The following is a 17600-nucleotide window of genomic DNA, read 5'->3' as shown; positions in this document are numbered from 1 at the left end:
ATAAGATTGAATGCCAAGTGTCATAATATATACACGAAATTACCATATTTATGTTCATGAGGAGGGCCTCTGTTGAAGGAGCGCAACATCTTGGCGGGTTTCCAAACAATGGACGAGGCGAATAAAGCTGCTGAGCAACTGCGCAACGCAGGTTTCGACACCGTTCAAGTTGACACGGTTGGCCAGTTTCCCGGCGATGGTCTGGATAATATTACCAATCCGATTACAGGGGAATTTTCCAGCCTGGCGAAATTAACCGCAGCCGGTGATTTTCCCAGCGGCCGTGACGCCAGTATACTTGCGGCAGCCAGCCCGAATGCGAGCGGGATGGCTGACCGTGATGATGACAATCTGAACTCCAACGTGCTGCTGACTGCCGTTGTTCCAGAAGATCGGGGCGACGAAGCGACCGAGATGATCCGCTCGTGCGGAGGCATGGTCTAACTAAGAAAACCCAGCCGACTTTAGCAACGCTGGTGTCGGCTGGGGCCCCGAACACTTTCTTAGTGACTGTCACTTTCTTAGTGACTGTATTGGATGTCCATTTATAAAATTTCCTATATGCCAAAAATACGCCACCCTCCCTGCTGCGGAAAGGTGGCTGTTTTTTCGCCTCATCTCGTCCTTACACCTCTAACATGGAGGTGATGTCTTTTACGGCCAAACGACGAATTGCGGTTTTTTCTGTGTCTTGCTGCTTATCAGTGGTGATAAAGCAAAGATACCCTTTGTTGAAATGCGTCATTGTGCCACTGATGATACTGCCGTTAAACATTTTCACTTGCACATTCTTGCCCAGCAGCTTCATTGCTTTCTGATCAAATCCCATCTTCGTGAACACCTCGATTTCTTTTTGTATGGGATACCATATGCCCAGACAACGGCAAGTGGTGTTTGTCCGAAAAAAATTTCTTAGGAAATATTTCATCCCCTGCTTGGACCTTTTTTCCCAATTTATGATTCGACATTATTATTAATTGAAGATTAGAAAAATTACCTGTATATTTTTTTTTGCCGGCAAAAGCCAAATTATGGGAGGAAACTATTTTGAAAAAAATTCAACGTTCCATCTTTTCCAGTCTGTTAACCCTTTCTCTATTGGGAGGCACCTCTGCTGTATACGCCCACGACGAGCTGGGAGACGTCTCGATTGAAAAAGGGCAGCATGATCATTATGAAGTGGTTCAAACGTTGGAAGGAAGCAAAAACTTCAAGTACCTGAACGAAGTAGCTGCAGTACCGCTAAAAGAGCTGAAGCCAGGCGTGCAAAACACCGGGGCCGATGTTTACGCCCATAAAGGCTTCGCCTATATGGGCACGCACGTGGCTAACGGCGGTGAAGGCGGGGTGCGCGTGTTTGATTTGAAAGATCCGGAAAATCCTGTAGAAGTGGCAGTATTTGCGAATGACCTTCCTGGAACCTGGCAGGAAAAAGTAATTGTGAAAACCGTAAACACTCCACACTTCAAAGGGGATCTGGCCGCTGTCAGCGTGCAAAAACTAAGTCGGACAAGCAAGGATTCCAAAGGCGGATTTGCCTTGTACGACGTAACCGACCCGTATCATCCAAAAAAGCTCGGCTTCTGGGCGCTTGATTCACAAGTCCGGGGTACGCACGAATTGTATTTGACGGAACAAGGCGGACGAGCCCTTGTGCTGACCGCCAATCCCTATGCGGACTACTATACGCATGGTGAAACCAAGGACTTCACCATCGTGGACGTCTCTGAACCTTCCAACCCGGAAACCATCTATGAATTTGATCCCCGCACTGTAGAAGGAGTTCCTCAAGACTTCAACGGATACCACTGGAAAGATGAAAGCTCCGAAGGCAAAATTCGTCCGGTCTTCGCCCACAGCGTGATAACGGATGAGAACGGCACTACTGCGTACGTATCCATGTGGGATCTGGGCACCCTCATCTTTGACATCCGTGATCCTGAACATCCGCAAATGCTCGGCAGAACCAGCTTTGAATCAAACGTCCAGGGTTCCGCCCACTCCTCAGCCTTGGCAAAAGGCGGCAACATTCTGATCGAGACGCGGGAAGTATATGACCCGACGAAGGCAGGGTACGAACAATCCTACGGGTACACGAGAATTTACGACATCAAGGACAAAACGGATCCAGTCCTGATCAGCTCGTTCAAAACGGAACTGGCCGACGATATTGATGACGGCGTAACATTTGCCAACACTGTACATGATCCGAAAGTACGGGGCAACACCCTGTATCTCTCCCACTATGCCGGTGGCGTACGCATCGTAGACATCACGAATCCGGGAAATCCGGTGGAAATAGGCGTTTACGTACCGGAGAATTCTGATGTGTGGGGTGTATTCGTCGACCGCAATTACATTCTTGCCTCGGATATCGGTTCCGGATTGAAAGTCCTGCAAAAGCGAAAATAATGGAGAAAAGCCGATCACTCACACATTTGCAGTGAGTGATCGGCTTTTTGATACAGCGTTAACGCATCAGTGTCGTAAACTTTCCGGAACGCATAAAGAGCTTCCTCTAAGGAAAAACCAGCTTTTACGCGTAGATGCCGCGTACGATTACAGTTTGTTCACGATCCGGGCCCACGGAGAAAATGGACATCGGTATGCCGGTCAATTGGGTGATGCGTTCAATGTAGTGACGTGCGTTTTCCGGCAGATCGTTGATGTTGCGTACCCCGGTGATATCTTCTTTCCAGCCTGGGAGCTCTTCGTACACCGGTTCGCATTTGGCGAGGATGTTCAGATTCGCCGGGAACGACTCGATTACTTCCCCGTTGTATTTGTAAGCCGTACAGATTCGCAGAGTGTCCAGACCGGTCAGGGTGTCCAGCTTGGTGATGGCCAAACCGGTGATTCCGCTGACGCGGCGGGCATGACGCACGACAACACTGTCAAACCAGCCGATTCGGCGCGGACGTCCTGTTGTCGTACCGTACTCGAAGCCTACTTCGCGGATATGGTCACCAATCGCATCAGTCAGCTCAGTCGGGAACGGGCCGTCACCGACGCGGGTGGTGTACGCTTTGGCTACCCCAATCACTTGATGAATCTTGGTTGGACCTACGCCGGAACCGATGGTCACACCGCCGGCGATCGGGTTGGAAGAGGTTACATAGGGATAGGTGCCCTGATCGATGTCCAGCATGACACCCTGTGCGCCTTCAAACAATACGCGGTTGCCGCGGTCGATGGCGTCGTTCAGTACCACGGAGGTATCGGTTACGTACGGACGAATGATTTCTGCATAGCCAAGGTACTCTTCCAGCACCTCGTTCAGTTCAAAACCGGTTGTATTGTACATTTTCTCCAGCAGACGGTTTTTCTCTGCCAGATTGCGTTCCAGCTTGCGCGCAAATTCTTCCCGATCCAGGAGGTCAGCAATGCGGATACCGATGCGCGCTGCTTTGTCCATGTAAGCAGGACCGATTCCTTTGCGGGTCGTACCGATTTTATTTTGTCCTTTGCTCTCTTCTTCCACGCCGTCCAGCTTGATGTGGTATGGCATAATGACGTGAGCGCGGTCGCTGATTTTCAGGTTTTTCGTGGAGAAGCCAAACCCGTGCAGATAGTCAAGTTCCGCTACCAATGCCTTCGGATCGATTACCATGCCGTTTCCGATGACGCACGTTTTGTCTGTATAGAAGATCCCGGAAGGAATCAGATGAAGCTTGTATTTATTTCCATCAAAAATAATGGTGTGGCCGGCGTTGTTTCCACCTTGATAACGCGCTACTACTTCAGCGCTCTCCGCAAGATAGTCAGTAATTTTTCCTTTACCTTCATCGCCCCACTGGGTTCCGACGACAACGACTGTTGACATCGAAAAACACCTCCTGATCTAGTCATTTCCTTTTTGGGCAAGAAACAATCTAAGTGTACTAAACCATTTTGTGGCTGTCAATCAAAATACGAACATTATAATTATTGAAATCTTATATGTTCGTGTATTATATGAAATAAAAAGAAATGCTGAATCTTTTTCAGCATTTCTTTTGCAAAATGTATGACTATCCCGCCTGATCGCGATATCGCTGATCGAGGCTGACAAATTTGTTGTACTCTTTCAGGAATGCCAGTTCCACGGTTCCCGTCGGACCGTTACGCTGCTTGGCGATGATGACTTCGATGACGTTTTTGTTTTCCGTCTCTTTGTCGTAGTAATCGTCCCGGTACAGGAACGCCACAATGTCGGCGTCCTGCTCAATGGAACCGGATTCGCGAATGTCGGACATCATCGGCCGCTTGTCCTGTCGCTGCTCCACAGAACGGCTCAGCTGGGAAAGCGCGATCACCGGCACGTTTAGCTCACGGGCAATCCCTTTCAGCGTCCGGGATATTTCCGATACTTCCTGCTGACGGTTGTCTCCTTTGCCGCGGCCGTGAATCAACTGGAGGTAGTCGATCAAAATCAAGCCCAACCCGCGTTCTGCCTGAAGACGCCGGCATTTTGCACGAATGTCCTGCACCGTTACACCCGGCGTATCGTCGATGTATATCGGGGCTTTCGCCAACGTCCCGATCGCCATCGTCAGCTTCTGCCAATCGTCTTCCTCCAGCCAGCCCGTCCGCATTCTGGAGGCGTCCAGATTTCCTTCGGCGCAAATCATCCGCTGCACCAACTGTGACGCCGCCATCTCCAAGGAAAAGATGGCTACGGTTTCCCCTGCGCGGGCCGCTACGTTTTGCGCCACATTCAGTGCAAAGGCCGTTTTCCCCACGGATGGACGGGCAGCCAGGATGATCAAGTCGCTTCGCTGGAAGCCGGATGTCATCTTGTCCAGATCAGGATAACCGGATGGGATGCCAGTGACGTCGCCACGCCGCTGGCTGAGGAATTCAATCCGCTCATACGTCTCCAACAAGACGTCGCGAATCGGTGTAAACCCGCCGCTGTTGCGGTTTTGGGCGATTTCCATGATGTATTTTTCAGCGTCGGCAATGATTTCGCCGACGTCGTCTTCCCGCGAATAGCCGTCGTTGGCGATTTTCGTCGCCGTACGGATCAAACGGCGCAGCAGCGATTTCTCCTCGACGATTCGCGCGTAATACTCGACGTTTGCCGCGGTTGGGACGGAACTCGCAATCTCCGTCAAAAAGGTGACGCCGCCTACCTCATCCAGCAGCTTGTGGTCCTGCAGCTCCGCCGTAACGGTGACGAGGTCGACCGGCTCTCCCTTTTCATATAAATCCAGCATCGTTTTAAAGATTCGTTGATGTGCTGTTTTGTAGAAGTCTTCCGGCCGGAGAATCTCCATGGCCGTGATGAGAGCTTCCTTGGACAGGAACACGGCCCCCAGAACAGACTGTTCAGCTTCGTTGTTTTGCGGCGGCACACGGTCCAAAAACAGGTCGCTCACGTCACACCCCTCACTCATTCAGCATTTATTCTTCCACAACATGTACCTTCAAAGTTGCTGTCACTTCGTTATGCAGCTTCGCTTTTACCTGCGTCACGCCCAAGGCACGGATCGGCTCCATTTCCAGCTTGCGCTTGTCCAGCTTGATTTTGAACTGTTCTTCCAATGCTTCCGCTACTTGTTTGCTGGAGATCGCGCCGAACAGACGGCCGCCTTCTCCTGCTTTGCCTTTTACCTTTACGGTAAGCTCGTTGATTTTCGCTGCCAGCTCCTGCGCATCCAGCTTCTCCTGCTCCTTGCGCTTTTCTTCGCTGCGCTTTTGAGCTTCCAGTGTTTTCACATTTGCTTCCGTTGCTTCCTTTACCAGACCTTTCGGCAAAAGGAAGTTGCGTACATAGCCCTCAGACAGGTCTTTGATTTCCCCTTTTTTGCCCTGTCCTTTTACGTCTTTCAGGAAAATGACTTTCATATCGTTTCCTCCTTCGCTCAGATGACAGCATCAATCGCTTCCTTCAAGCGTCTCACTGCCTCTTTCAAGGATACGCCCTCCAGCTGTGTCGCCGCTCCGGTCAAATGGCCGCCACCGCCCAATTGTTCCATAATCGATTGAACGTTGATATCGCCCAGCGATCGCGCGCTGATCAGTACGGTGTCGTCCGCCCGTCTGGCGACAACGAACGAGGCCTGAATGCCTGACAGCGTCAGCAAAAGCTCAGCTGCCTGCGCTACCTGTACCTGGGTGTAATCCTCGTGCGGATCTCCCGTGGCAATCGCCATCGTTTCCCGGTAAGTCTCGGTGTTCATGACGATGCGGGCCCGCTTTTTGAATTGGTTTATGTCTTCCTTCAACAGACGCTGGACGGTCGCGGTATCGGCTCCGTTGCGGCGCAGGAAAGACGCTGCTTCAAACGTTCTCGAACCGGTGCGGAACGCAAAGCTTTTGGTATCCACGACAATACCGGCGAGCAGAGCGGTGGCAATCAAACTGTCGATGTTCATCCGATCGCTCTGGTACTGCAGCAGTTCCGTAACCAGTTCCGCCGTGGAAGAGGCGTATGGTTCCAGATATAGGAGCACCGGGTCTTCGATAAATTCTTCCGATCGGCGGTGATGGTCAATCACCACAATCCGGCTGGTTTCGTTTAACAGGCGCGGTTCCATGACCAACGAGGGGCGATGCGTGTCGACGATGACGAGCAGCGTTCTCCCGGAAATCAGGCGAATCGCCTGCTCCGGTGTGATAAACGCTTCCGCCAGCTCCTCGTTGGTGTTTACCTCTTTCATCAGGCGCTCAACGGACGGGTTCACTTCATCCAGCACAATATAGGCTGTCTTGTTGTGCACCTGCACCGCTTTCAGCACACCCAGTGAGGCGCCAATGGAGTCCATGTCCGGCTGCTTGTGCCCCATCACAATGACGTGTTCTGCCTCGTGGATCAAGTCGCGCAGCGCATGGGCGATGACGCGGGCCCGCACGCGGGTGCGTTTCTCTACGGCATTTGATTTTCCGCCGTAAAACGTAAGCTTGTTGCCTACCTTCACAGCTGCCTGGTCTCCACCGCGGCCCAGCGCGATATCCAGGCTGGACTGGGCCATTTGCCCCAACTCGATGTAGGAGTTGACGCCAGCCCCGACACCGATGCTGAGAGTAATGGGAATTTTGTTGTCCGCAGTCATCTCGCGAACAACGTCCAAAATGTCAAAACGGCTTTCCTCCAGTTTTTCCAGCGTTTCCCGTTCCATCAACGCCAAAAACTTGTCTGCCGTAAATCGCCGCAAGTAAATGTTGTGTTTCTGCGCCCACTCGTTGATCACGCCGGCTACGCTGGTAGACAGCAGGGTCCGGCTTTGGTCATCCATCACCTGTCCCACTTCGTCCAGGTTGTCCAGATGGATGATGGCCAGGACGGCTTTCTCCCGATGGTAGCGAGCCATCAACTCTTTCCATTCGGTAATGTCCTTGAAGTACAGCAGTCGCTCTTCGGAACGGATCAACACTTCGTAAATCCGTTCGTTGTAGGTAAACTCCAGACGCTTTTGCTCCGGTTTCCAAGTGAGACTAGGAAACACGTCACTCAAGCTTTTCCCGATGAGCATCTCATCTCCGGACATTTTCGTCATAAATGGATTAATCCACTCGATTACCTTTTCTTCGTTGAACAACAAAATGCCGATCGGCATCTCCTGAATGACAGCTTCTCCCGCCTTTTTCACCCGATGGGTAATGGTCGCCAGGTAAAGGCGCAGATCCCGCTGGAAGCCTTTTTCCGCCTGCATGGCGAATATCACCAGGCTAATCAGACAAACAATCCCGATCGCCCCGTACATCCAGTGATGCAGCGTCAATATCGCCAACAGTAACAAGCTAAAGCTGAGAGCCAAGACCATATGCAGCCCGTACCAACGCTTTAACAGGAATTTGGGCATTTCTTCAGCCCCTCTTCACTCGTGTTTCCAGTTTCTTACGTAAATCTGCACCCAAGTCAAAAATGCCTAATAAACTCAGTATAGTAGCTAGGAACGGAAAAATAAATAGAGAGACAACAAGCACAGGAGTAAGTATTTTCCAACCCTTGAGATGGAAGGCAAACAGGCAGAAACTTAAGCCCTGCAGCGTAAACAGGATGTCCAGGAGCACTTTTACGTTGGAAATGGCGCTGGCCCAAAACGTCTCCTCCAGCTTGTCTCCAAACAGCAGCAGACAAAGCAGGGCCACAAAGTAGTAGTACAGCAGGGACCGGGGAAAACTCCACTCGCGAAGCGGCTTCAGCGGGGGGACAGGTCGGCCTGTTCTGTTTCCGATCACGCGCGACAACCAGTGAACCAATCCGCTGTAGAAAAAGCTCGACACCACGAAAAAAGTAGGCAGCACAATTTTGGCCGCACTGATCTGTTTTTGGAACTCTTCCTCCGTCATAAAGGGAGGTTTCATTTTGGCTGCCTGTTGAAGGATGGCATCAAAGTCGATATGAAGCGCAAACAGCGAGACGGCAAGCAGAGCCATGTACGAAAGAAAGATGACCACGGCCCCGGCAATAACGGCTGACAGGGCCGTTCGACGGCTTTGGTACATGTAACCCATCACGGCGCCGAGCGCGGCCAGCACAAACGAAAAGCCGCCGCCCATTAATCCTGTCAGGATGGAGCCGAGAACGGTAAAGACAAGCACAATCCAAACCAGGTTTTTGACCGTTCGCCTCAAACCGAGCAGCACAAACGGAATGGGAATCAACAATACGGTAACCATACCTAACAGCGTATATGTACTAATGAAGAGCAGAACCAAGGCAATTCCCAACATCAAAGCATTTTCCGCCAATTGTCTCGTTTGCGTCGGCATGGACTGCTACTCCTCTCATTCGTATGTAGAAATATCCCACCCGACATGAGCTATCCTCAACCCACTTGGCGTTAGCGATCGCTAACGCCAAGTGGGTTCCCTTTCTGCGCCGGGCGGGGCACCGAACCCTTTCCTAGGGACTGTATTGAAATCCGTCATTATATATTCCTATCTACAAAAAAGAGGGCCACGTAATTGTGTCCCCCTTTTGCGTTTTTGTTTATTATTCAGCCGTGTAAGGCAACAGTGCTACTTGACGAGCGCGTTTGATCGCGATGGTCAGTGCGCGTTGATACTTCGCGGAAGTACCGGTTACGCGACGTGGCAGGATTTTACCACGCTCACTGATAAACTTTTTCAGCAGATCGGTGTCTTTATAGTCGATCTTTTTGATTTTGTTAACAGTGAAGTAGCATACTTTACGACGCTTATTTGGACGTCCTTTGCGTGCCATGAAAAGTCCCTCCTTTTTCAGGAATGTGAAAGTTTCTTACGGTTTAACCAACTTCATTAAAACGGCAAGTCATCATCCGAGATGTTGATTGGCTTGCCTGCATCTGCGAAGGGATCACCAAACGGATCAAAGTCATCCCGCTTGCCGGCCGGCTTCGTACCGCCGCCGCCAAAGCCCGGGTCGTAACCTGTGCCTTCTCCGGCTTTCCCGCCCAGGAACTGAACGTTCTCCGCTACGACTTCCGTTACGTACACTTTTTTACCTTCTTTATTGTCGTAAGAACGCGTTTGCAGGCGTCCCTCTACAGCTGCTTGTCTGCCTTTGCGCAAATAAGTTGCACACAGGTCGGCTAATTTCTGCCATGCAACGATATTAATAAAGTCGGCCTCGCGCTCGCCCGCCTGATTGGTGCGTGGGCGGTTGATCGCCAAGGTAAATGTCGCTACGGCCACGCCGTTCGGAGTATAGCGAAGCTCCGGATCTTTAGTCAGGTTGCCGATGAGAATGACTTTGTTCATCTAGGGTCCCCCTCTGCCCACCGACGACGATTACTTGTCTTCTCGTACGAACAAGAATCGAATGACGTCGTCGTTAATTTTCATGAGACGCTCTGCTTCCGCAACAGCATCCGCATTTGCTTTGAAGTTCATCAAAACGTAGAATCCTTCACGGAACTTGTTGATCTCATACGCAAGACGACGCTTACCCATCTCTTGAAGTTTCGTGATTTCGCCACCGAAGTTAGTGATAACCTCGCTGTAGCGAGCTACATTCGCTTTCACTTTCTCTTCTTCAAGGTCTGGACGTAATACGTACATTACTTCGTATTGACGCATACCTTTTCACCTCCTTATGGACTTAGCGGCCCTTATAGGGCAAGGAGCGAGTGCCAACTGAAACGCATAAAGACATGCACTCCATAAATACTCGCATTTTCGTATTATATCAAACGGTACTACACTAGGCAAGGTTGATTTCTAAACGTTGAACCGGAAATGCATGACATCTCCGTCCTGCACGACGTAATCCTTGCCTTCCAAGCGGTATTTTCCTTTTTCCCGCGCGGCATGAACCGAGCCCGCTTCCACCAGATCGTCGTAAGCCACCACTTCGGCACGGATAAAACCGCGTTCAAAGTCAGTGTGAATCACGCCCGCTGCTTGCGGTGCCTTGGTCCCTCTGCGGATCGTCCAGGCACGCACTTCCTGCACCCCTGCGGTAAAGTAGGTGATCAGACCAAGCAGTTCGTACGCAGCGCGGATCAGACGGTCCAAGCCGGATTCCTGCAAGCCGAGCTCCTCCAGGAACATCTGCTTGTCTTCCCCTTCCAGCTCGGCGATTTCCGCCTCTACCTTGGCGCTGATCACAACGACTTGCGCCCCTTCTTCAGCAGCATGCTTGCGTACCGCCTGCACGTGCGGGTTGTTGTCGGCGTCGAGGATACCGTCTTCCGCCACGTTGCAGACGTACAGCACAGGCTTGATGGTCAACAGGTGCAGATCGCGCACCAGCTTCCGCTCTTCTTCATCAAGGGCCACACTGCGCGCAGATTGTCCCTCTTCAAAGGCAGCCTTCAAACGCTCCAGCACGTCCAGCTCCAGCTTTGCTTCCTTGTCACCCGCTTTTACTTTTCGGCCAATGCGCTCGATTCGGCGTTCCACGGAGTCCAGGTCGGCAAAGATCAGTTCCAGGTTAATCGTCTCAATGTCGCTGAGCGGATCAACACGGCCTGCTACGTGCGTGATGTTCTCGTCTTCAAAGCAGCGTACCACGTGTGCGATCGCGTCCACTTCACGAATGTGCCCGAGAAACTGGTTGCCCAATCCTTCGCCTTTACTTGCCCCTTTGACCAAACCGGCGATGTCCACAAACTCAAACGCAGTCGGAACCACTTTGTTCGGCACCACGATCTCCGTCAGCTTCGTCAACCGCGGATCCGGAACTTCCACGATCCCCACGTTCGGGTCGATCGTACAGAACGGATAGTTGGCAGATTCCGCGCCGGCTTGTGTGATCGCATTGAACAAAGTGGACTTGCCCACGTTCGGCAGCCCGACAATTCCACAAGATGCACCCATCTATATACACTCCCTGCATGCCAATTTCACAACATCTTTTCTAGTATAAAGATTTGTCTGGGAGATTACAATTGCATCCTTGTGGAAGGCTGGTTGATACGGTTCGGCTATTCTGTGCGGGACTTCCTCTATGGAAACGGTAACACAGCCTTCAGGGACAAAAAAAACTCCCTTCGCATGGAAGGGAGTTGCCTCGTTCGTGGCATTACTTTTCGTTGACCAGCTTTTCCAGTTCGTTCAACGTCTCTTCGAAGATTTCCATGGCTTGTTCGATCGGCTTGGAAGTGGACATGTCCACTCCCGCCGCTTTCAGCACCTCAATTGGCGGCGCCGAGTTTCCTGCCTCCAGGAAGTTGGTGCGGATACGGTCTACAGCCGGTTTTCCTTCATCCAGCACCTGTTTGGCCAGCGCCTGGGAAGCAGCAAAGCTGGTTGAATACTGGTAGACGTAGTAGCGATAGTTAAAGAAGTGGGATACGCGCGCCCATTCCATGGCGATTTCTTCGTCCGACACCATGTCTTTTCCATAATATTTCTTGTTGAGATCGAGATAGATCTTCTTGATCGCTTCCGCGTTGAGAGACTCTCCTGCCTGCTCCTTCTCGTGGATCGCCTTTTCAAATTCGGCGAACTGGGTTTGGCGGAACAACGTGCTGCGGAAATTCTCCAGGTATTGATTGAGCAGGAACATCTTCTCCTGCTTGGTTTTCGCATTGGCGTACATGCTCTTGAACAGCAGCGTTTCGTTCATGGTAGAAGCGACTTCCGCCGTAAAGGTTGGATAGTTGGATGAGATGTACGGCTGTTTTTTGTTGGTGTAGTAGGACTGCATGGCGTGACCCATCTCATGCGCGATGGTAAAGACGTCATCCAGCGTTCCCTGGTAGTTCAGCAGGACGTACGGATGCGTGTCAAACGCGCCCCATTGGTAAGCGCCGGTGCGTTTGTCATCCGTGGAGTAGACGTCAACCCAGCCGTTCTGCATCCCTTCAGCCAGCACTTTCCCATACTCGTCACCCATTGCCTTTAGCCCGTCCACCACCATTTTCTTGCCATCCTCATACGGAATGTACTTGTCGTCGGACGGCACGATCGGCACGTAGATGTCATACATGTGCAGTTCTTTTACACCGAGCATTTTCTTCTTCAGAGCGATATAACGGTGCATCAACGGCAGGTGCTCGTTGACCGTATCAATCAGTTCGTTGTACACACTGGTTGGAATATTGTTTGGCGTGAGACTTGCCTCCAGCGCGGAATTGTACTTGCGCGCTCCCGCATAAAAGTTATCTGCCTTTACTTTCGCTCCCAGCGTTTGCGCGAAGCTGTCCTGAAAGCCCGTCAGTGCTTTGTAATAGACCTCAAACACTTCCTTGCGCACGCGTTGGTCCTTGCTTTCCAAAAGAGATACAAAGTTCGCCCGGGTCAGCTGCACTTCCTTGCCATTCTCATCTTTGATCTTGGGGAACTTTACGTCCTTGGAGAGCATACCGTAAATGTTGGCAGGCGAGTTACCCAAAGGCGACGATTTGGCCAGCAACTCCTCCATCTCTTTCGACAGGGAGTACGGCTTTGTACGGAGCATGTCTTCCAGGAACACCTTGTAGGGAGCAAGCTCTTTTGCCGCCAGGAAGCCCTTCATCTTGTCGTCGGGAATCGAAACGATTTCCGGCTGAACCCAGGCCGTTTTTTCCGATACGAGCGTGTACATTTTCTCCACTCGATCCGACAGCTTTTGCAGCTCGGAGTTGCCCGAGTTCACGTCGAGGGCCATATTGGCATACACGTAGGCTTTGTCGTTGATCCGCATCATGGCGGTGTAATCTTCCAACGCCTGCAGCAAAGATTGTACCGAATTGCCCAGTTTGCCCTGGTGTTTGGTAAATTCGTTGGCCAGCTTCTCTACTTTCTCTACGTCCTGTTCCCACTCTTTTGTGGTGGAGTAAATGTGTTCGAGCTTCCACTTGTACTCGGCGGGAATCTCTGCACGAGTTTTGTAGACAGGAGCATTTTCCGCTGCCGCCATGACTGCTTGTGTGCTGTATGGAATAAATGGTGCGGAGATCCCTGTCAAGGTGATCGTGAGAGCTGTCATCGTCGTGAGTACTCGTTTTTTCACTTTACAATCGCCCCTTCCCCAACTATTTTTAGTTTTGCTAAATACTGTAATTATATCCGCCTCTCCCAATTCCTTCTTATCAGTAAAAATATTTAAAATATTTATGAATCATCAACAACTTGTCCAGAGAAATCATTCTTTTGTTGATAACCTTGTGGATAACTTCCTTAGTTGCCCCCCGTCTTCTCCCGGTATCCTTCTTCAACGCGCCTTTTCCACAGCAAGTTGTCCACATTTTCTGTGGATACACTGTGAATAATTTAATTTGTCGATCATCAGGGCATCTGCCCATACCTCTTCCGCCGTTCCTTCATAGCATAGGTATTGAATACAGGGTAGGAGGTGTTAGCTAGTGGGTATCTTCAACGGCGATTTTGACGGTTTCGCGTTAGTTCTGGTGCTCTTCATCCTGCTCGTAATCGTTGGATGTGATTGTGACGACTAACCCCATCCAAACCCAATAGAGCTGACCGGAGGTAAAGCTGCAGCACTATTCAGCCTTGCCTACCACCATCAATAAGAAAACCCACCCGGCATTAGCTAACGCTTCGCCGGGCGGGGCACTTATCTGGATGCGAGCCACTGCAGGCTGCATCCTTTTTCCGTTTACCTGCCGCTGGTTGTAAAGCTTGCCATTTGCGGCTGGTTGTAGTTTCCTGACATGTCCTTTACCTGATTGGCTGAAAAAAACACGCGGTATGTGGTGTAGGCTTGCCATTTGCCTCTTGGTTTTACCGTCAATGTACGCTTGTTCTTGTTCCATGTGCTGTAGGTTGCAACCGATGCGCCTTTCTCATCGGTGATTTGCACGAGATTCTCCACCATTTTGCTGGAGAGAGGGCTGCCGTCCGGCAATACCACCTCTTCCGCAAACTGCAAGGTAATCTTCGTATCCAGGCTAACCTGTCTTGCCCCATGCGCCGGAGTAATGGTTGCTTGCGGCGCAATCAGATCGACGGGTTTTTGTGTGGTGAACGAGCTGGAGAACTGTTGGTTTTTGTTCCTCTGCTGATCGACCAGCTTTTTTTCCAGCAATGTAACGGTATATCGGGTGCCGCCTTCCAGATTGCCGTGCGGATCCAGTGTAATCGTATTGCGTAAAGCGTCCCACGCTGCGGAATAGGCGGTGCGTCTGTTCTTTTCATTCGTCAGCTTGATAAAATTTTCCACTGACTTGGCCGTAATCTCTTTCTGGTTGTGTAAACGCATCGGCTTGTTAAACGTCAGCGTGATGAGACTCCCCTGAGGAACGTCAACAAGCTGGTCAGCGGGAGAAAACGTCACTTGCAGCGGCGGCAGTTCCTGTTCTGTCCGCCACCGTACGGTATATGCCTCGTTTTGATTGCCCGCTGCATCGATGATCGTGCCGGCCGGAACCGTTATGACATACTCTGTACCGTACGCCAACGGATGAATCGGTTTCAACGTCAGTGTTTTTTTGGACGGACTCCAGCTCGTTTTGTATTCAACTCTCTGCCGGCTGTCCGCTTCCCTCCATTGAACCAGTGAGGCCGCGTTCTTGGAGGTTACAGTCTCGCCTGAAGCCAGCTTTACCGGCTCGCCAAATACAATTTGCAGAGGCGAGGTTACACGTACATCTCTTTCACCGTGAGCCGGTACCGCTTTCATGCCCGGTGGCTGCTCGTCCTTTGCAGAAGCATAGCCTCCTGTTCCCAGCAGCAGACAAAGTGACAATCCCCAAGCCATCCACTTGCTTGTCCATGTTTTTTTCACCAACATTCCCCTTTCTCTTATGCGCTTCTCATTGTGAGGCTTTCCTTGAGTGTCTACGCGCATTGTAGAAAAAGAAAAACGCGGTATTCAAATTTTTTTCTTCTATGCCTCCGGTTGAGCCTGAATCAATACCTTTTTCATTTTCCGCTCGAATTCCAGCCGGGGAATCATCACGCTATGGTCACAACCGGTACACTTGATTCGAATATCCATTCCCATCCGAATTACTTTCCACGCGTTGGTCCCGCATGGATGGGGCTTTTTCATCTGCACGACATCGCCCAAGCCAAATTGCTTTCGTTCCAACTCGATCTCCCCCCAGATGATGTTTACGCTTGCTGTTTGCCAACAGGCATCGTTACCATTTTCGGATACGGTATTTCTATGCCTCGTGAGTCAAATTCCGCTTTTATCATGGCGCGCAGTTTTCGGTTTACCCCATGATGGCTGTTCGGCTTGCATTCAGCCGTAACGCGAATGATCACCTCTGACGGGCCAAACGCTTGAACACCCAGCACTTGCGGAACTTGCACAATCTCAGGCATTTGTTCTTTTGCCTTTTGTGCGACTTCTTTCAGCACCTGTTCGACGCGATCCAGATCCTCTTCGTACGCCACCGACACATCCACGACAGCAATCGAGTTCTGCAGCGAGAAGTTTGTCACCTGACTGATGCTTCCATTCGGGAAGATATGCACTTCACCTGTCCAGCTGCGGATACGGGTGATGCGCAGTCCGATCTCCTGAACCGTCCCTGTCATGTTGTTGATCGTGACCACATCTCCAACGGCAAACTGATCTTCAAAAATAATGAAAAAACCGGTAATCACATCGCGGACAAGGCTCTGTGCCCCAAAACCGACAGCCAGTCCGAGCACGCCTGCACTAACCAGAACCGGCTGCAGATCGAATCCCAGCTGTTTTAAGACCAGCAAAATGGTCAGGAAGTAGATCGTGTAGCTTGTCACGTTGTTGACCAGAACCCGCAGCGTATCCACACGTCGCTGATCAATCTGCAGCTTTGCTCCTTCCCGATTTCTGAAAATGCGGTTTACCCCGGCATGCACGATGGTCACCACGATCTTGGCTCCCACGATAATGACCAGAATTTTTATCAGGGCCATCCCTAGATTGACCCATACTTCCGGATTGGTTACATAGTCGTATATTTTTGCATATAATGTCTCGATCAAGCTCAATTCCTTCACCGCTTATTCTCCTTTCTGTCTCCGTTTTCGTCTATCTCGCAGTAGGAATCGGAGAACATACGGAAATAGCCTCTGATGACGACCTGCTGTTCTTCAATGATCTCCCTGGCTTGTCTGTATTCCTGGATCGGGAATTCAATTGAAAGGGCACAGCCGGCCGTTATCTCCTTTGGTGTCGGCCTCGTATCGATATCGATGTCAGCGTATTCGAGCAGCATTTCCGCCCGCAAGGCCTGCTGTGTGGAATCAAACGCAATCAACACGGTATCGCCTTCCACTTTTATCCCTCCCTCCTCTCCCATTTTACCTGTTCCCCTGTAGGGATGCCAGTTTCGCTGACTTTTACGAAAAGCCTTAACCTTCATATTAGCAGGTATAAAAATAACGTGCCGGTACTATACTGTGAATACTTTACACGAGTCGCAAGTTAAAACGTCTGGAGGTCGCCATGAACAAGGTTGACAGTCGTATGGACTTTTCCTTTCCTCTTTTTAAAGTCGAATATCGAAATGAAAACGCTGTCGAGCAATTGGCCCAGCACCTTGCTCACCGTTTTCGCTTGTCGCCATACGATCACGAACTCGTCATCCTCTGCATCGGCACGGACCGATCGACCGGCGACGCTCTCGGCCCGCTTGTGGGAACCAAGCTGAAACCGCAGGCTCCACAGCTGCTTCATGTGTACGGAACGCTGGAAGAACCCGTACACGCCATCAATCTCGGCGAAAAAATCCAGTATATCCAAGGGACTCACCAAAACGCAACCATCGTTGCCATTGATGCCTGTCTCGGGCAATTCAGCAATGTGGGCAACATCAATGTGGCAGATGGCCCTCTGAAACCTGGAGCCGGAGTGAAAAAGGATCTTCCCTCCGTCGGGACCTTCCACATCACCGGAATTGTCAATGTCGGAGGTTTCATGGAGTATTTCGTCCTTCAGAATACCCGGCTGTATATCGTCATGCGCATGGCGGATATCATAGCCGCCGCCCTGTTCAAAGCCGCGCTGCTCACCTCCAGCGATCAGAACAAGTACGGTTCCCGGATGTAACATTAAGAAAACCCAGCCGACTTTAGCTAGTTTCCCCTGAAAAATTCCTGGGGTAAGTCAAAAACAAAAGGAATTCAGCTCTCTAAATGGAAGTAGTGTTGTCGAGGCAATACATCCAAAAAGAGGGACTGAATTCCTTTCTTCTTAAAGAAATTCAACAGTGCTCCTCGAAAATCCTATTTGAGGTGAGCGATTATGTTAAAACTTCGTAACGAGCAAATCACATTGTGGGATACCCTTCTCCCTGAACCAATCC

Annotated in this window: 19 protein-coding genes; 4 read left to right on the top strand and 15 right to left on the bottom strand. The window is 50.8% G+C overall.

Annotated elements, in window-relative coordinates:
• The first annotated feature begins 72 nt into the window (after positions 1–72).
• Complete coding sequence (locus ACE99V_RS07795; protein WP_400490504.1) at positions 73–444, top strand: hypothetical protein; 372 nt, start codon at positions 73–75, stop codon at positions 442–444.
• Between the two features lie 181 nt (positions 445–625).
• Here ACE99V_RS07795 and ACE99V_RS07790 read toward each other — a convergent pair whose 3' ends face one another.
• The gene (locus ACE99V_RS07790) at positions 626–829 is read right to left on the bottom strand and encodes a hypothetical protein (protein ID WP_400490503.1); all 204 of its coding nucleotides are present in this window, start codon (positions 827–829) and stop codon (positions 626–628) included.
• Positions 830–1044: 215 nt separating this feature from the next.
• On the opposite strand from ACE99V_RS07790, the gene ACE99V_RS07785 reads away from it, so the two are divergent.
• Positions 1045–2412 carry an LVIVD repeat-containing protein gene (locus ACE99V_RS07785; protein ID WP_400490564.1) on the top strand — a complete coding sequence of 456 codons (1368 nt, stop codon included), beginning with the start codon at positions 1045–1047 and terminating at the stop codon, positions 2410–2412.
• Positions 2413–2536: 124 nt separating this feature from the next.
• Here ACE99V_RS07785 and ACE99V_RS07780 read toward each other — a convergent pair whose 3' ends face one another.
• The 10 genes from ACE99V_RS07780 to pepF form a co-directional block, all read right to left on the bottom strand.
• A complete protein-coding gene (locus tag ACE99V_RS07780; RefSeq protein WP_400490502.1) occupies positions 2537–3823 on the bottom strand; it encodes an adenylosuccinate synthase in 1287 nt (428 codons plus the stop codon).
• 187 nt (positions 3824–4010) lie between these two features.
• Complete coding sequence (gene dnaB / locus ACE99V_RS07775) at positions 4011–5360, bottom strand: replicative DNA helicase (protein ID WP_400490501.1); 1350 nt, start codon at positions 5358–5360, stop codon at positions 4011–4013.
• Between the two features lie 25 nt (positions 5361–5385).
• Positions 5386–5829, bottom strand: a complete 444-nt coding sequence (rplI, locus tag ACE99V_RS07770) for a 50S ribosomal protein L9 (RefSeq protein WP_400490500.1) — start codon at positions 5827–5829, stop codon at positions 5386–5388.
• Positions 5830–5846: 17 nt separating this feature from the next.
• Positions 5847–7787: a DHH family phosphoesterase gene (locus tag ACE99V_RS07765; protein WP_400490499.1), complete on the bottom strand. Its 1941-nt coding sequence runs from the start codon at positions 7785–7787 to the stop codon at positions 5847–5849.
• A 4-nt stretch (positions 7788–7791) separates the two neighbouring features.
• Complete coding sequence (locus ACE99V_RS07760) at positions 7792–8700, bottom strand: YybS family protein (RefSeq protein WP_400490498.1); 909 nt, start codon at positions 8698–8700, stop codon at positions 7792–7794.
• 223 nt (positions 8701–8923) lie between these two features.
• Positions 8924–9154 carry a 30S ribosomal protein S18 gene (gene rpsR / locus ACE99V_RS07755; RefSeq protein ID WP_400490497.1) on the bottom strand — a complete coding sequence of 77 codons (231 nt, stop codon included), beginning with the start codon at positions 9152–9154 and terminating at the stop codon, positions 8924–8926.
• Positions 9155–9210: 56 nt separating this feature from the next.
• A complete protein-coding gene (locus ACE99V_RS07750; protein ID WP_400490496.1) occupies positions 9211–9672 on the bottom strand; it encodes a single-stranded DNA-binding protein in 462 nt (153 codons plus the stop codon).
• Between the two features lie 30 nt (positions 9673–9702).
• Positions 9703–9990, bottom strand: a complete 288-nt coding sequence (gene rpsF, locus ACE99V_RS07745) for a 30S ribosomal protein S6 (RefSeq protein ID WP_400490495.1) — start codon at positions 9988–9990, stop codon at positions 9703–9705.
• A 141-nt stretch (positions 9991–10131) separates the two neighbouring features.
• Positions 10132–11232, bottom strand: a complete 1101-nt coding sequence (ychF, locus tag ACE99V_RS07740) for a redox-regulated ATPase YchF (protein ID WP_400490494.1) — start codon at positions 11230–11232, stop codon at positions 10132–10134.
• A gap of 205 nt (positions 11233–11437) precedes the next feature.
• Positions 11438–13327 (bottom strand): oligoendopeptidase F, encoded by a 1890-nt coding sequence (pepF, locus tag ACE99V_RS07735; RefSeq protein WP_400490563.1) that lies wholly within the window; start codon positions 13325–13327, stop codon positions 11438–11440.
• A 376-nt stretch (positions 13328–13703) separates the two neighbouring features.
• Between pepF and ACE99V_RS07730 the strand changes: the two genes are divergently transcribed.
• The gene (locus ACE99V_RS07730) at positions 13704–13796 is read left to right on the top strand and encodes a YjcZ family sporulation protein (protein ID WP_400490493.1); all 93 of its coding nucleotides are present in this window, start codon (positions 13704–13706) and stop codon (positions 13794–13796) included.
• 161 nt (positions 13797–13957) lie between these two features.
• On the opposite strand, the gene ACE99V_RS07725 is transcribed toward ACE99V_RS07730, so the two are convergent.
• The 4 genes from ACE99V_RS07725 to ACE99V_RS07710 all read right to left on the bottom strand — a co-directional run bounded on the left by ACE99V_RS07725 (position 13958) and on the right by ACE99V_RS07710 (position 16595).
• On the bottom strand, positions 13958–15085 hold the full coding sequence (locus ACE99V_RS07725; RefSeq protein WP_400490492.1) for an Ig-like domain-containing domain: 1128 nt from the start codon (positions 15083–15085) through the stop codon (positions 13958–13960).
• Between the two features lie 102 nt (positions 15086–15187).
• Positions 15188–15391: a DUF951 domain-containing protein gene (locus ACE99V_RS07720; protein ID WP_400490491.1), complete on the bottom strand. Its 204-nt coding sequence runs from the start codon at positions 15389–15391 to the stop codon at positions 15188–15190.
• 23 nt (positions 15392–15414) lie between these two features.
• Positions 15415–16284 (bottom strand): mechanosensitive ion channel family protein, encoded by an 870-nt coding sequence (locus ACE99V_RS07715; RefSeq protein WP_400490562.1) that lies wholly within the window; start codon positions 16282–16284, stop codon positions 15415–15417.
• A gap of 5 nt (positions 16285–16289) precedes the next feature.
• Positions 16290–16595, bottom strand: coding sequence for a putative Se/S carrier protein (locus ACE99V_RS07710; RefSeq protein ID WP_400490490.1), 306 nt, complete (start codon positions 16593–16595; stop codon positions 16290–16292).
• A 146-nt stretch (positions 16596–16741) separates the two neighbouring features.
• Here ACE99V_RS07710 and yyaC point away from each other — a divergent pair, with 146 nt between their 5' ends.
• Entirely contained in the window at positions 16742–17344 is a 603-nt protein-coding gene (yyaC, locus tag ACE99V_RS07705; protein ID WP_400490488.1) for a spore protease YyaC, read from the top strand.
• Positions 17345–17600: the final 256 nt, after the last annotated feature.

Source organism: Brevibacillus soli (assembly GCF_044759095.2).
In the GTDB taxonomy this organism is placed as follows: Bacteria; Bacillota; Bacilli; order Brevibacillales; family Brevibacillaceae; genus JBIYSM02.
Note: the sequence above shows the minus strand (reverse complement) of the source record. Positions and strands in the feature narration are given on the sequence as shown.